Source organism: Telluria antibiotica, from assembly GCF_011682055.1.
GTDB lineage: Bacteria > Pseudomonadota > Gammaproteobacteria > Burkholderiales > Burkholderiaceae_D > Telluria > Telluria antibiotica.
In genome coordinates this window covers 199,709-213,911 of record NZ_JAAQOM010000009.1, presented here as the reverse complement: position 1 = coordinate 213,911, position 14,203 = coordinate 199,709, and the positions used below count along the sequence as shown (strand labels likewise).

13 protein-coding genes are annotated in these 14,203 nt (G+C 69.1%); 8 read left to right on the top strand and 5 right to left on the bottom strand.

All coding sequences use genetic code 11. The annotated features are described in order from the left end of the window. Positions 1-97: 97 nt before the first annotated feature. Positions 98-1,216: a pyridoxal phosphate-dependent aminotransferase gene (locus HAV22_RS16250; RefSeq protein ID WP_229421270.1), complete on the top strand. Its 1,119-nt coding sequence runs from the start codon at positions 98-100 to the stop codon at positions 1,214-1,216. A gap of 5 nt (positions 1,217-1,221) precedes the next feature. After that, positions 1,222-3,462, top strand: a complete 2,241-nt coding sequence (locus HAV22_RS16245) for a hybrid sensor histidine kinase/response regulator (protein WP_166860308.1) — start codon at positions 1,222-1,224, stop codon at positions 3,460-3,462. 134 nt (positions 3,463-3,596) lie between these two features. Here the strand turns inward: HAV22_RS16245 and HAV22_RS16240 are convergent, their stop codons facing one another. Beyond that, positions 3,597-4,580: a creatininase family protein gene (locus HAV22_RS16240; RefSeq protein ID WP_166860306.1), complete on the bottom strand. Its 984-nt coding sequence runs from the start codon at positions 4,578-4,580 to the stop codon at positions 3,597-3,599. An 89-nt stretch (positions 4,581-4,669) separates the two neighbouring features. Here HAV22_RS16240 and HAV22_RS16235 point away from each other — a divergent pair, with 89 nt between their 5' ends. Next, complete coding sequence (locus HAV22_RS16235; protein ID WP_166860304.1) at positions 4,670-6,295, top strand: Na+/H+ antiporter; 1,626 nt, start codon at positions 4,670-4,672, stop codon at positions 6,293-6,295. Positions 6,296-6,302: 7 nt separating this feature from the next. Here the strand turns inward: HAV22_RS16235 and HAV22_RS16230 are convergent, their stop codons facing one another. Beyond that, on the bottom strand, positions 6,303-6,617 hold the full coding sequence (locus HAV22_RS16230) for a hypothetical protein (protein WP_166860303.1): 315 nt from the start codon (positions 6,615-6,617) through the stop codon (positions 6,303-6,305). A gap of 86 nt (positions 6,618-6,703) precedes the next feature. Between HAV22_RS16230 and HAV22_RS16225 the strand changes: the two genes are divergently transcribed. After that, a complete protein-coding gene (locus HAV22_RS16225) occupies positions 6,704-7,831 on the top strand; it encodes a DNA topoisomerase IB (RefSeq protein WP_166860301.1) in 1,128 nt (375 codons plus the stop codon). Here HAV22_RS16225 and HAV22_RS16220 read toward each other — a convergent pair whose 3' ends face one another. Continuing rightward, positions 7,832-8,725: a pyridoxamine 5'-phosphate oxidase family protein gene (locus HAV22_RS16220; protein ID WP_166860299.1), complete on the bottom strand. Its 894-nt coding sequence runs from the start codon at positions 8,723-8,725 to the stop codon at positions 7,832-7,834. 6 nt (positions 8,726-8,731) lie between these two features. Further along, entirely contained in the window at positions 8,732-9,331 is a 600-nt protein-coding gene (locus HAV22_RS16215; RefSeq protein WP_166860298.1) for a glutathione S-transferase family protein, read from the bottom strand. A gap of 102 nt (positions 9,332-9,433) precedes the next feature. On the opposite strand from HAV22_RS16215, the gene HAV22_RS16210 reads away from it, so the two are divergent. Continuing rightward, positions 9,434-10,327, top strand: coding sequence for a LysR family transcriptional regulator (locus tag HAV22_RS16210; RefSeq protein ID WP_166860296.1), 894 nt, complete (start codon positions 9,434-9,436; stop codon positions 10,325-10,327). Between the two features lie 100 nt (positions 10,328-10,427). Beyond that, entirely contained in the window at positions 10,428-11,126 is a 699-nt protein-coding gene (locus tag HAV22_RS16205) for an aspartate/glutamate racemase family protein (RefSeq protein ID WP_166860294.1), read from the top strand. A gap of 3 nt (positions 11,127-11,129) precedes the next feature. Here the strand turns inward: HAV22_RS16205 and HAV22_RS16200 are convergent, their stop codons facing one another. Further along, positions 11,130-12,518 carry an FAD-binding oxidoreductase gene (locus tag HAV22_RS16200; protein WP_166860293.1) on the bottom strand — a complete coding sequence of 463 codons (1,389 nt, stop codon included), beginning with the start codon at positions 12,516-12,518 and terminating at the stop codon, positions 11,130-11,132. A gap of 239 nt (positions 12,519-12,757) precedes the next feature. On the opposite strand from HAV22_RS16200, the gene HAV22_RS16195 reads away from it, so the two are divergent. Together HAV22_RS16195 and cpaB are read left to right on the top strand one after the other, a co-directional pair. Then, complete coding sequence (locus HAV22_RS16195) at positions 12,758-13,342, top strand: A24 family peptidase (RefSeq protein WP_166860291.1); 585 nt, start codon at positions 12,758-12,760, stop codon at positions 13,340-13,342. Between the two features lie 18 nt (positions 13,343-13,360). Then, complete coding sequence (gene cpaB, locus HAV22_RS16190) at positions 13,361-14,188, top strand: Flp pilus assembly protein CpaB (protein WP_166860289.1); 828 nt, start codon at positions 13,361-13,363, stop codon at positions 14,186-14,188. Positions 14,189-14,203: the final 15 nt, after the last annotated feature.

The window sequence follows — 14,203 nt, the reverse complement described above, 5'->3', positions numbered from 1 at the left end:
CAGCCGCGCCTTGACTTTTCAGTAACATCATTCCCAAGAGAGAACAATGAAAATTTCAGCCCGGATCGCGTCTTCCCGTCCACTCGCCACGACAGCCATGCACGGCCGCGTGGAAACGCTGCGTAACGAAGGCCAGTCCGTGATCGATTTCTCGATCGCCATCTCGCATTTCCCCGCGCCCAGGCCTGTGCTGGACGCCGTGAACGCCGCCGTCGAACGCCAGCGCATCATGCCGTACACGAGCGTCGTGGGCGCGCTCGACGTGCGGGCACACCTGGCGGCCAAGGTGCGTGCCGAAAACGGGGTGGACGCGAGCCCCGACGAGATCATCGTGACGAACGGCGCCAAGCAGGGCTTGTACGAAGCACTGTATACAATGGCCGATCCGGGCGACACCGTCCTCGTGTTCAAGCCACACTGGCCCGCATATGTTGCTACGTCACAACTACTGGGCTTGCGCCCCATTCTGGCCGACTTGCCTGAGGAAATCACGCCCGCCTTCCTGGACGGGCTCGGCCAGCCGGACATCGTCATCATCAATAACCCGCACAATCCCACCGGCAAGGTGTACACTCGCCGGGAACTGGAATACCTTTGTGCATGGGTGGCGCGCATCGGGGCGCGGGTGATCGTCGACGAAAGCTACGAACACCTGATCTTCGAGGGCGGACACACCAGCCTCGCGGCATTGTGCGACTGGCGGGAGATCGGCGTGGTCACGCTGTTTTCGGCCTCGCAAAGCTATGCCATGATGGGCTGGCGGGTCGGCTTCGCGCTGGCGCCTGCGGAGGTGGTCAACGCGATGCAGACGCTGCAGGGCCCGATCACGGCAGCCGCGCCGCATTTGTCGCAGGTGGCGGCGAGCGTCGCCTTCGCGACCGGTGCCCCGCGCGCGATGATGGCGGACTACCGTGAACGGCGCGACCTGGCAGCGCGGCTGTTTGCCGAGGTCCCCTGGATCGTCATGCATGCGCCGGCATCCGGTCCGTACCTGTGGGGCGACGTACGCAGCCTGACGATGGACACCGTCGGCTTCGCCGAAGCGCTGCTCGAGGAAAAGAGCGTGGCCGTGATGCCGGGCGAGGCGCTGGGCGTGCCGGGCTTCATCCGCCTCGGCTATATTTCGGACGACGTGCCGACGCTGCGCGAAGGCTTTCGCAGGATAATCGAATTTGGTGAAGCGTTTGCCGCTCACGAGGCGGCAGATAGAAGATAGATAAGATGACATCTCGCTTGAGCCGCTTTCGGCTGAACAGCCTGCGCAGCCGGCTCATGTTGCTGGTCGCGCTGGCGATCACCCCGTTGGCGGTAATGACGATCCTGTCCGGCATCCGCGAACGCGAGCATGCCGTCAAGGCATCCGAAGAAAACCTGCGCCGCCTGACCGGCATGGCGGCCGCCAACGAAGCCCAATCGATCGAGGGCGCGCGCCAGATCCTCGTCGACCTGGCCAGCGTCCCCGACCTGATGGGCGACACGGCCAAGTGCACGTCGCTGCTGTCCGACGTCCTCGACCGCAACGAGGGCTTCGTCAATTTCGGCCTCATCCAGCTGAACGGCGACGTCACGTGCAGCGCCGTGCCGCTGCTGCATCCCGTCAACCTGGGCGACCGCAGCCACTTCCGCCGCGCCATCTCGGAGCGCCGCTTCATCGCCGGCGACTATGTGTTCGGCCGCGTCATCAAGAAGCACACGATCAACCTCACCTACCCCGTCATCGACCGCAGCGGCAAGGTGCTGGCCGTCGTGTTCGCGGCGATGGACCTGGAAGGCCTCGACACCTTCATCAACGACATCAATCTGCCGCCCGGCTCCGTGCTGGCGACGGCGGACGCGCGCGGCAGCATCATTTCGCGCCGGCCCGATCCGGAACGCTACTTCGGCACCAAGCTGTCGCCCGCGACGCTGGAGGCGATGAACACCGCGGGCCAGCGCGCCGTGACGATCCGCGGCGACGACGGCATCGAGCGCCTGCACACGTTCGCCCGCGTGGGCGCGCCCGCGCTGACCGACTACACGGTCACGATCGGCATCCCCACGGAGACGATCGTCTCGGCCGCGCGCCACGACCAGATCATGTCGCTGCTCGGCCTCGGCGCCACGACCTTGCTCGCGCTGCTGGCCGCATGGCTCGTCGGCGACGTGCTGATCGTCCAGCGCGTGCGCAAGCTGATGGGCACGGCCGAACGCATCGCGGCCGGCGACCTCGAGGCGCGCTCCGGCATCGCCTACGGCCACGAGGAGATCGGCAATCTGGCGCTCGCGCTGGACCGCATGGCGGCCGCGCTGCAAAAGAAGGAGACGGCCCGGTCGCTCGCCGAGCGCGAGCTGCGCGCGGCCGACCAGCGAAAGGACGAATTCCTCGCGATGCTCGCGCACGAACTGCGCAATCCCCTGGCACCGATCAGCACGGGCGCCCACCTCCTCAAGCTGCTGCACTCCGATAACGCCCAGATCACGCAGACCTGCTCCATCATCGTGCGCCAGGTCGACCACATGACGAGCCTCGTCGACGACCTGCTGGACGTGTCGCGCGTGACGCGCGGCCTCGTGTCGCTGGCGACGCAGGTGCTCGATTTCAAGCGCGTCGTCGACGATGCGGCCGAGCAGATCCGACCCCTGATCGCCGCGCGCCGCCACCGCGTCGTGATCGAGCTGCCGCCCGCACCCGCCTACGTCAAGGGCGACCACAAGCGCCTCGTGCAGGTATGCGCGAACCTGCTCAACAACGCGACCAAGTACACGCCGGAAGGCGGCACGATCCAGCTGCGCGTGGACGCCGACGGCGACGACTATGTGCTGACGGTCGCGGACGACGGCATCGGCATGGAGCCTGCGCTCGTCGAGCGCGTGTTCGACCTGTTCACGCAGGCCGAGCGCACGCCGGACCGGTCGCAGGGCGGCCTCGGCCTCGGCCTGGCCCTCGTGAAGAGCCTCGTGGAATTGCACGGCGGCGAAGTGAAGGCGTACAGCGCGGGCCTCGGCAAAGGCTCCACGTTCACCGTGCGCCTGCCCTGCTACACGCAGGACGTCGTGCTTGCGCCGCCGTCCGTCGTCGGCGAACGCCAGGGCGAGGGCGCCGTGCCGCTGCGCATCCTGCTCGTGGACGACAACGTCGATGCCGTGCACACCTTGCAGCTGTTCCTGCGCTCCGGCGGGCACCGTGTGGAAGTCGCGTATTCCGCCACCGACGCGCTGGCACTGGCGAAGACGTTCGTGCCGGAAGTGTGCCTGCTCGACATCGGGCTGCCCGATTTCGACGGCAACGAACTGGCACGCCGACTACGCCTGCTGCCCCAGGCCGCGGGGTCCACGCTGATCGCGATGACGGGCTACGGCCGCCAGCAGGACCGCGACGCGTCGATGGCGGCCGGGTTCGACCATTATCTCGTCAAGCCGGTCAATACGATGCAGTTGGCCGATATCCTCGCTGCGGCCGCGGAAGCAAATATCCGCCGCTGATCCGCGGTGGGCACTTTACGATGCGGGTCCGCGACGTTTCGCGTGGGCTCGGGGAGCCCACCCTACGATACTCTCGCTGGCCGTAGGGTCGGCACCCCGTGCCCACGCGTGCCGGCATACCGCGACGCCGGCGTTCACTTCACGCCGTGCCGTTTCAACCAATCACGCTGCGCCTGCGCGATCCGGTCCGCCTCTGCGCGCGTCCCCCGCTCGACGCCGTCGATGACCGGATCCTTGAACGCGACGGCCGACAAGCGCGTCCACTGCGCCGGATCCGCCCCGTCCAGCACCGCGAGCGCCGTGCGGTTGAACAGCGCCGAACGCTCGCGCATCTCGCGCGCGCCGTATGCGCTGCTCGCCTGCCGCGGCGACCCGATATAACCCTGCCAGCCGGGCGCGCGGGCGATGCGCGCCGCGTCGGCCGGCGAATCGGCCGTGTTCGCGGGCACCGTCGCGTACGTGCCAGCCACGAGGTCGGGACGCAGGAACAGGATGCGGCTCGTCTCCGACATCCCCGCGTGCACCTCGAAATGCCCCTCTTCCCGCATGGCTGCCGCGGGACGCGCCCGCGCGGCTTCCGTGTCGCCCAGCAGCAGGCCGGGCAGGTTCATCATCGTGCCGCCGTACGTGTCATGGAAGTAGTCGCCGGCCTGGTCGAGCATCAGGTTGTGCAAGGGCGAACCGTGGTTGTGCATCACGAAGATCCAGCGGAAGCCCTGCTCGCCCAGCGCGCTGGCGAGATCCATGAAGACGTCGCGCTCCGTTTCCGGGCGCACCGTGTACGAGCCGGGGAACACGTGGCGCCCGCCGAACACGTTCGCACCGGACGTACCGAGCGGGATCGTGGGGAATCGCAGGACCTTCCAGCCGGGCCGCGCGACGATCGCCTCCGCGAGCGACTGCGTCCACCACTCGTTCATGAAGGTGTCCGTCCCGGACGGCAGCGCGGGTCCGTGTTCCTCGAGGATGCCGCCCGTCAGGATCACGGCCGTGCGCGCGCGGTCGAGCGCCCCGATCTGGGTCGCGTTCATCTCGGCCACGTGGTAGACCTGGGCCGCGGCGGCGGTGGACAGCGCGGCCAGTACGGATGCCAGCAGCATACGCAGTGTGGATGTCATGGCGTCTCCCGGAGATGTCAATACACACAAGCATACCGTACCGCGCCCATCTGGCCCATCCCTTATCATCGGCACGGAAAGGAGGTGCCATGGAGACCGTCGAAGTCGTGCTGGCGATGCTGGTCGCCGTGATCGCCAGCGCCTACCTGGCGCGCCTGCTGCCCGTCGCGCTGCCGCTGCCGCTGATCCAGATCGCGCTGGGCGCCGTGATCTCCGGGGTGTTCCGCCACGGCGTCGCGCTCGACCCGGACATCTTCTTCCTGCTGTTCCTGCCGCCGCTGCTGTTCGTGGACGGCTGGCGCATTCCGAAGATCGGGCTGTTCCGCGACAAGGCGACGATCCTCGAGCTGGCGCTGGGCCTCGTCATGTTCACCGTCGCCGGCGCCGGCTGGCTGCTGCACTGGATGATCCCCGCGATGCCGCTGGCCGTCGCGTTCGCGCTGGCCGCCATCGTGGCGCCGACCGACCCCGTGGCCGTGTCGTCGATCACGGCGCGCGTGCCGATGCCGCCGCGCCTGCAGCACATCATCGAGGGCGAAAGCCTGCTCAACGATGCGAGTGGCCTCGTGTGCTTCCGCTTCGCCGTGGCCGCCGCCATGACGGGGCAATTCTCGCCGACGCGCGCGAGCCTGACGTTCCTGTGGATCGCGCTGGCCGGTGTCGCGGCCGGCGTCGCGATCACGGTCGCCATCACGCGCACGCACGGCATCCTGCAGCGCCGCTTCGGCGAGACGGACGGCGTGCCCGTGCTCATCAACCTGCTGACGCCGTTCGGCGCCTACCTCGTGGCCGAACGCCTGAACGCGTCCGGCATCCTGGCGGCCGTCGCGGCGGGTGTCACGATGAGCTACCTGGAACTGTCCGGCGCCGCCACGCCCGGTACGCGCATCCGCCGCAACGTCATCTGGGACACGCTGCAGTTCACGTTGAACGGCACCATGTTCGTGCTGCTGGGCGAGCAACTGCCCGACATCGTGCGCGGCGCCCTGCACCCGGCCGGCGGCGCGCCGTTCGACCTGGCCTGGCTCGCCGGCCGTGCGCTCGCGCTGAGCGTGGGCCTCGTGCTGCTGCGCTTCGCGTGGGTCTGGATCTCGCTGCAACTGACGCTGCTGAACCGCAAGCGGCTCGGCCGCCAGCTGTTCAAGCCGCGGCTGCGCGTGATGCTCGCGACCTCCGTGTCCGGCGTGCGCGGGGCGCTCACGATGGCAGGCGTGATGACACTGCCGCTCTCGTTGCCGAACGGCGATCCGTTCCCGGCCCGCCAGCTGGCGATCTTCCTGGCCGCCACGGTGATCGTGTTCTCGCTGCTGCTGGCCAGCGCCGCGCTGCCCGCCGTGCTGCGCGGCCTGACGATGCCGGACGAGCCGGAAGCGACGTGCAGCGAGGACGACGCGCGCCACGCGGCCACGCAGGCGGCGATCACGGCGCTGGAACAGGCGCAGAAGGCCGATGCCGGCACGGCGGACCAGCACGGCCAGGCCCTCGCGCACGTACTGCGGTTGTACCGGCACCGCCTCGCGACGGCCGATGCCGCGGTGGGCCACAGCGACGCGCAGGCGCTGCAGCGCACGGAACGGCAATACCGCCTGCTCGCGCTGAACGCAGAGCGCGACACGGTGCTGCGCCTCGCCCGCCGCATGGACGTCTCGGACGAAACGGCGCGCAAGCTGCTGCGCCAGATCGACCTGCTGGAAGCGCGCTACCAGCAGGATTGACTGCGGCTCATCCGGCGCCGCGCTCCCCGAGGCTGCTCCTCAGCCAGTCGCGCCCGCGCGCGTCGAGCGCGGCCGCGATGACGTCGGGCGGCAGGCTGTACACGGTCGCCCAGGTCGCGCGTCCGTCCGGCGCGTTCGACGGAAAACTCGTCGTCTCGATGGGCCAGTGGTATTTGCGCTTGAGGGCGCGGACGATGGCGGCGAGCGTCACGCGGCCGCGCAACGGTTCGGCGCCCGCCTGGTCGGCATTCGACAGCAGCACGGCGAGCACGAGGCCGCGCGCCGTGCGCGGGCCGGGGAAGATGGGATTTTGTCTGGGCATCCGGCATTCTAGCTACGTTAGTTCCCGAACGGTGCGCACAGGGCGCCAGCGTAGACTGGGCGCACCAGTCGAACGACGAGCCCCCGATGAACAGCGAAGACGCCACGCCCGCCAGTGCCGTGCCGAACACCGATCCGCCCGCCGCCGCGAAGGCCGCGGGTTTGCGCTATGTCCTCGACGACCGGCCGGGCATCCACCGCGAGCCGGATGGCGACGCGTTCCGCTACGTCGATGCGAAGGGCGAACCCGTCGACGACGAGGCGACGCTGAAACGCATCAAGTCGCTCGCGATCCCGCCCGCGTGGACGGACGTGTGGATCTGCCCGCAAGCCAACGGCCACCTGCAGGCGACTGGACGCGATGCGCGCGGGAGAAAACAGTACCGATACCATCCGAGATGGCGCGCGGTGCGCGACGAAGTGAAATACGAACGCATGATCAACTTCGGCAAGGCACTGCCGAAGATCCGCAAGGAAGTCGACCGCGCCCTCGCCCTGCCCGGCCTGCCGCGCGAAAAAGTCCTGGCGACGATCGTCTACCTGCTCGAGGCGACGATGATGCGCATCGGTAACGACGAATACGCCCGCGAGAACAAGTCGTACGGGCTGACCACGTTGCGCAACCGGCACGTCAAGATCGACGGCAGCGAAGTCGAATTCCGCTTCCGCGGCAAGAGCGGCGTCTACCACGACGTCACGGTGCACGACCGGCGGCTGGCGCGCATCATCCAGCGCACGCGCGACCTGCCCGGCCAGGACCTGTTCCAGTACCTCGACGAGGACGGCGAACGCCACACGGTGGGTTCTTCCGACGTGAACGACTACCTGCGCACGATCACGGGCGAGGATTACACGGCGAAGGACTTCCGCACGTGGTCCGGCACGGTCCTCGCCGCGATGGCGCTGCAGGAATTCGAGACCGTCGATTCCGACGCCCAGGCCAAGAAGAACGTCGTGCGCGCCATCGAATCCGTCGCCGAACGGCTCGGCAATACGCCGTCCGTGTGCCGCAAGTGCTACGTGCACCCGGCCGTGCTGGACGCCTATCTCGACGGCACGATGCTGGAAGGCTTGCGCGCCCGCGCCGAGGAAAGCCTCGTCGAGGACTTGCAGGACCTGCAGCCGGAAGAAGCGGCCGTGCTGGCGATGCTGGAACGCCGCCTCGCGCAGGAAACCGCGGACGCCGACCTGGCCGTCAAGCGCCGCGCCGCCTGATCATTCCGTGCGCTCGGCCAGCCCGAACGCGCCCGGCCGCAGCCAGCCCCGCTCGATGCGGAAGCGCCACACGCGCTCCACCGGTGGCACGCGGCCCGGGTCGGCCGCGGTCCAGTCGACGTCGACGCGGCCCTGCAGCTGCAGCATGTCTCCCGTCGCGACGTCGGCCAGCACGATCGCCGCGCGCGGCTCCGCGACGAAATTGCCGAGCGTGTTGAAGTAGCGGTTGCCCGCGAAGTCCGGCACCGTCAGCACGTCGCCGTCCAGCCGCGCGAAGCCGGCCGGGCCACCCCGATGCGAAACGTCCAGGCCCGCCGCGGCCCCTTCCGCGCCGGCGCCGCTGGCACTCGCGACGAACAACGTCGTCGCCTCAAGCAGCATGGCGCGCGCCCGGTCCGGGACGTTGGTACGGAACATCGTCACCGGGCCGCGCGCGCGCTCGACCGGCACCAGCGACCGGACGTGGATGTAGCGCGGACAGTTGCCGAACGATTGCACGACGTCGACGGCGAAGCCGTTTTCCCCAACCAGCGCGACGACCCCGTTCAGGCGGTTGCGCCGGCGCGTGCCGACGTCGATGCCCAGCATGCCGATCGGCGAGCCGGCCAGCAGGCGCGCCCGCACGGGGTCGCACACTGTCGGCAGCGCGGCCACGTCGAGGCGCGCCGGATCGGGCGATGCGGCGAAGCCCGGCGGACCTTGCACGAGCGTGGCGAGCGGCCAGCCGTCGGCGTCCGCGACGGCCACGCAGACGAAAGGCAGCAACGGGAAGAACGTGCGGTGCTGATCCGGCATGCGATTGCGGATCGGCGCGCTGAACGGCTCGACACCGGCCAGTGCCTGCGCGCGCAACTCGCCTTCATGGAAGGGCATGGGAATGCGGTCGCCATCCATGATCGATTACTCCGCGGGCAGCGCGACGAAGCCCGGCAGCGCCTGCACGCGTGCGATCCACGCTTGCACGTGCGGATACGCGTCCAGCGCGATGCCGCCTTCCGGCGCGTGGGCGACGTAGCTGTAGCACGCGAGATCGGCGATCGTCGGCACGGCGGCCGCAAGCCAGTCGCGCGCGGCCAGCTCGCCTTCCATCAGGCCCAGCACGCGCCCGGCCAACGTCTGCGACAACGCCGCCGGCACGCCCGTGTCGTAGAAGCGCTTGCAGATGCGCGCGCTGGCCGGGCCGAACGCGATCTCGCCCGCCGCCAGCGACAGCCAGCGCTGTACGCGGGCGGCACCGACCGGATCTTCCGGCAGCCACGCGGTGCCGGCCGCGTAGCGCTTCGCGAGGTAGACGAGGATGGCGTTGCTGTCCGCCAGCACGACATCGCCGTCCTGCAGGACGGGAATCTGGCCCAGCGGATTCAACGCGCGGAACGCCGGGGCCGCGCGCACGGCGGCCGGGCTGTCGGCGAATTCATGGGGCAGGTCGAGGAAGTGCAGGAACATCAGCACGCGGTGCGTGTGGCCGGACAGGCGGGTGCCGTGGAGGATGCGGGTCATGGTCGTCTCGCTGTGTGGGTGGTCGATGACGCCATCGTAGTGCGGACGCATTCTTATCGGAATCCGGCATAATGACAATTCAGCATTCCGACTTTTGAAATAATGGACCGACTCGACGAGCTGCACGTATTCATCGCCATCCTCGACGCGGGCAGCATGGCGTCCGCCGCGCGCAAGCTGGGCCGCTCGCCGGCAGCCGTCACGCGCATCCTCGGCACGCTCGAGACCCGCGCGGGCGCCCGGCTGTTCGAGCGCAGCACGCGGCGCCTGACGCCGACGGAAACGGGCCTGCGCCTCGCGGACCAGGCGCGCCGCCTGCTGGCCGACTACGACGCCGCCCTGCAGCCGCCGGGCGCCGCCGCACCGCGCGGCCTGCTGCGGCTGACGGCGCCCACCGTGTTCGGCCGGCGCCACGTGGCGCCCGTCGTCACGCGCTTCCTCGCGCTGCACCCGGAGATCCAGGTCGACCTGACGCTGTCGGACCGCAACGTCGACCTGATCGAGGACGACATCGACGCGGCCGTGCGCATCGGCCCGCTCGCGAACGTGAGCCTCGTCGCGCGGCGGCTGGGCGCAGTCGGGCGGGTGACGGTGGCGAGCCCCGCCTACCTCGACCGGCACGGCACGCCGCACGTGCCCGCGGACCTGGCGGGCCACGAGCTGATCATGTCGACGTCCGTGCGCAGCGTGGCCGAATGGCGCTTCCGCGGCGAAGGCCGCGAGCACGTCGTGCGCTACGCCCCGCGCCTGCGCATGAACGACGTGGAGGCCGTGCTGGCGGCGGCGCGCGACGGCTTCGGCATCGCCCGTGCGCTGTCGTACCAGGTCGAGCCGGACCTGCAGGCCGGCCAGCTGCGCCGGCTGCTCGCCGGCTACGAGCCGGAACCCCTGCCCGTGCAGCTCGTGCTGCGCAGCAGCCGCCACATGGCCCCGCGGCTGCGCGCGTTCGTCGACTTCGCGGTGGGGGAATTCGCCGCGCTGGCCGTGATCCGCTGAGCGCCGGAACGCCAGCCGGCCTTCGATCGAATCGCCGAGCGGCAGCGCCATATCGGCCTTCTGGCTATACTGGACGGCTCGACCTCGACAGGAGACATGCATGGCGCAGAAGATCATCGGTATGCTGGGCGGGATGAGCTGGAAAAGCTCGGCCGAATACTATCGCCTCGTCAACGAGGGCGTGCGCGACCGCCTCGGCGGCCTGCACTCGGCGCAGTGCCTGATGTGGTCGTTCGACTTCGACGACATCGCCGTCCTGCAGCGCGAAGACCGCTGGAACGATGCGGCCGACCTGATGGTCGAGGCGGCGCAGCGGCTCGAACGGGGCGGCGCCGACTTCCTCATCATTTGCACGAACACGATGCACAAGGCGTACGACCGGCTGCGGGCCGCCGTCGACCTGCCGCTGCTGCACATCGCCGACCCGACAGCGGAACGCATCAAGGCGGACGGCCACAAGCGCGTCGGCCTGCTGGGCACCGCGTTCACGATGGAACAGGATTTCTACAAGGGCCGCCTCGCCGACCTGCACGGGCTCGACGTGATCGTGCCGGACGCCACCGACCGCGCGACCGTGCACCGCATCATCTACGACGAACTCGTGCAGGGCAAGGTCGAAGCCGCGTCGCGCGATGCCTACCGCGCCGTGATCGGGCGCCTCGTCGCCGCGGGCGCGGAAGCGATCATCCTCGGCTGCACGGAGATCATGCTGCTCGTCGGCCCCGAGGACAGCCCCGTGCCGCTGTACGACACGACGGGGCTGCACGCGGCGGCCGCCGTCGAGCTGGCGCTGGGGTGACGCCTACCCTGCCGGCGGGATGTTGTGGTTGAAGCGGAACAGGTTGTCCGGGTCGTAGCGCTGCTTGACCTGCACGAGCCGGTCCCAGTTCGGCCCGTACGCTTCGTGGATGCGCGTCTCCTCGTCCTGCGTCAGGAAGTTGACGTAGACGCTGCCCGCCGCGTACGGCGCGACGGCCGCGAAGAACTCGCGCGCCCAAGCCACGCAGCGCGCGTCGTCGGCCGCGTCGGACCAGCGCCCGTGCACGTTCATCGCGTACGTCACGTTGCGGTGCGGGTACGCCGTCGCATCGACGGCCGGCTCGTTGGCGCGGCCGCCGATGAGGCCCAGGAAGATCTCGCACTGCGGCGACGGCACGCTGCCGGCATAGCGCAGCACGACGTCGATCGCGTCGTCCGACAACGTGGCGAAATTATGCGACTTCCAGTAGTTGCGCGCGCCCGGCGCCAGCAGCGGATCGAAGGTCTGCTGCCACGCCGCATACGGCACGGCGCCAACGTGCTCGCCCAGCACGGTGCCGAACGCGCGCACGGGGGCGATCGCCGGCAACGCCTCGTCCGGCGGCCGCGGCGAGAACACGGCCAGCGCGACGATGTCATGGCCGTGCACGTCCGCCGGCAGGAACGGCAGCGGCGGTGCCTTGCGCAACACGGCCCAGATCGAGACGTCATACGGCAGCGTGTCCACGTAGTCGCGGTAGCGGCGCAGCACGTCCCTGCCCTCGGCGGCTGAAAACACGATCAGCCCGGCCGTGACGGCCGGCCCCACCGCGTGCAGCGCGAACTCGAAGCGGGTCACGACGCCGAAGTTGCCGCCGCCGCCGCGGATGGCCCAGAACAGGTCGGGCTCGGCGCGCGGGCCGATGTGGCGGCGGCGCGCGTCGGCCGTGACGATGTCGGCGCCGACCAGGTTGTCGACCGCCAGCCCAAGCATGCGCGACAGCCAGCCGAAGCCCCCGCCCAGTGTGAGGCCGGCGACGCCGGTCGTCGAATTGATGCCGAGGGGAACGGCAAGGCCGTACGCCTGCGTCTCGTGGTCGACGTCGCCCAGCAACGCGCCGCCGTCGACCCAGGCAAGGCGCGCGTCCGGATCGACGTGGACGCGGCGCATGGCCGAGAGATCGATCACGAACCCGTCGTCGCACACGGCGTTGCCGGCGATATTGTGGCCGCCGCCGCGCACGGCCAGCGGCACGCCATGGTCGCGCGCGAACGCGACGGCCGTGCACACGTCGGCCGTGCCGGCGCAGCGATGGATCAGCGCCGGGTGGCGGTCGATCATCGCGTTCCAGATCTGCCGCGCACCGTCGTAGTCCGGGTCGCCCGGCCGCAGCAGCGGTCCTCTCAGGGCCGTCCGCAGGCCCTCGACCACATCGTTGTTCAAGCTCGTCATGTCGTCCTCCGTACGCATCCGTCTCTTTCAGCATAGGAGACCGCGCGGACGTTGCAAGGAAGGTGGACTATAAAACCAGTCGTTCCGTACTGGGTTTGTCGCGCATAAACAGGAGGTTTGCCTAACGAAACCGGGACACTCGGCTGATGTCCGAGACTCTTCCTATCGATAGACTTGTTCTCAAGCATTGACCCTAAGCAAATAAATCACTGATCCAAGTCAAGCAGGGAGCAAACAACATGAGCGAGCTCGACGCCTTTTTCGCACTCACCGCCATGCTGGTCACGAATCCGCGCACGGTGGTGTTGTTCGTGCTGCTCGCGACAGCCGCCGTGCTGGACGTGCGCCACCAGCGCATCCCCAACTGGCTCACGATGGGCGGCCTGGTCTTCGGCCTCGGCTACAGCATCTTCGTGCCGTTCTGGGGTGACCACGGCATCCTGTGGGCGCTGGCCGGCGCCGGTGTCGGCTTCGCCATCCTGTTTCCGCTGTGGCTGCTTCGCCTTACCGGCGCCGGCGACGTCAAGCTGATGGCGATGACCGGTTCGCTGCTGGGCCTGCAGGCCGTTCCGCTCGCCCTGATCGGTTCCCTTGCCGCAGGCGGCGTGTGCGCCATCGCCTTTGCGCTGCTCCACCGCAACCTGCGCCTCATGCTGGGCAACGTCGTGCGGATCCTGCACCTGGGCAGCATCGCGGTCGCGGCCGGCGTGCCCGTCCGGATCGCGACGACGGGCTCCGATTCCGTCGGCAGGCTGCCGTACGGCGTTCCCATCGCGCTCGGCACCATCACGACGACGGTCGCCGCACACTTCGGTTTCCTCTGACACGACTCCGGTGACATCATGAAAAACGTCAAGGCATTCGCCCTGCTGCTGCTTGCGGCCGTCCTCGGCCTCGTGGCCGCCATCTACGCCAACAACTGGGTCGGCCAGCGCAACAAGGTCGCGGCCAACAAGGTGGTCGTCGCCACCGTCGACATCCCGGCCGGCAGCCGGCTCGAACCGGAAATGCTGACGACGATCGACTGGCCTGCCACGGCACTGCCGACAGGCGCGGTCGCCGATCCCGCCGCGCTGAAGGCCCGCGTCGTCAAGCTGGACGTGGTGCGCGGCGAGGCCATCATCGGTGGCAAGCTGGCTCCGGTCGGCACGATGGGCGGCCTGTCCGCGGTCATCGCCGAGGGCAAGCGGGCGATGACGGTGCGCGTCAACGACGTCGTCGGCGTGGCCGGCTTCGCCCTCCCCGGCAACTACGTCGACATCCTCGTCCACGCCCAGCGCGAAGAGGGCAAGGGCGAGACGAAACCGATCAGCAAGACCGTGCTCGAACATGTGCTCGTGCTGGCCGTGGCGCAGGAAGCAGGCCGCGACGACACCAAGCCGAAGGTCGTCAACGCGGTCACGCTCGAGCTGTCGCTGGCCGACTCGGAAAAACTCGACCTGGCCCGCAGCATCGGCACCCTGTCGCTCGCCCTGCGCAACCAGTCGGACGAAGCGACCGTCAGCACCGCCGGCATCACCCGTACCGAACTGCTGGGCGAACCGAAAGTCTTCAAGACTGCCGCCCCCGTCCGCGTGACGCCGCCCCGGCCGCGCCCCGCCGCGCCGGGCCACTGCATCGAAGTCATCGAGATGCCCGATGGTTCGAGCAGGCAGAGCTGCTTCAACTAGCGACCACGCCAACCG

Coding starts and splice junctions, on each gene's coding strand:
- HAV22_RS16240 (WP_166860306.1), bottom strand. CDS start 4,580: ATGACATCCACACTGCGTATGCTGCTGGCATCCGTACTGGCCGCGCTG.
- HAV22_RS16195 (WP_166860291.1), top strand. CDS start 12,758: ATGAGCGAGCTCGACGCCTTTTTCGCACTCACCGCCATGCTGGTCACG.
- HAV22_RS16220 (WP_166860299.1), bottom strand. CDS start 8,725: ATGGATGGCGACCGCATTCCCATGCCCTTCCATGAAGGCGAGTTGCGC.
- HAV22_RS16205 (WP_166860294.1), top strand. CDS start 10,428: ATGGCGCAGAAGATCATCGGTATGCTGGGCGGGATGAGCTGGAAAAGC.
- HAV22_RS16200 (WP_166860293.1), bottom strand. CDS start 12,518: ATGACGAGCTTGAACAACGATGTGGTCGAGGGCCTGCGGACGGCCCTG.
- HAV22_RS16225 (WP_166860301.1), top strand. CDS start 6,704: ATGAACAGCGAAGACGCCACGCCCGCCAGTGCCGTGCCGAACACCGAT.
- HAV22_RS16250 (WP_229421270.1), top strand. CDS start 98: ATGCACGGCCGCGTGGAAACGCTGCGTAACGAAGGCCAGTCCGTGATC.
- cpaB (WP_166860289.1), top strand. CDS start 13,361: ATGAAAAACGTCAAGGCATTCGCCCTGCTGCTGCTTGCGGCCGTCCTC.
- HAV22_RS16210 (WP_166860296.1), top strand. CDS start 9,434: ATGGACCGACTCGACGAGCTGCACGTATTCATCGCCATCCTCGACGCG.
- HAV22_RS16245 (WP_166860308.1), top strand. CDS start 1,222: ATGACATCTCGCTTGAGCCGCTTTCGGCTGAACAGCCTGCGCAGCCGG.
- HAV22_RS16215 (WP_166860298.1), bottom strand. CDS start 9,331: ATGACCCGCATCCTCCACGGCACCCGCCTGTCCGGCCACACGCACCGC.
- HAV22_RS16235 (WP_166860304.1), top strand. CDS start 4,670: ATGGAGACCGTCGAAGTCGTGCTGGCGATGCTGGTCGCCGTGATCGCC.
- HAV22_RS16230 (WP_166860303.1), bottom strand. CDS start 6,617: ATGCCCAGACAAAATCCCATCTTCCCCGGCCCGCGCACGGCGCGCGGC.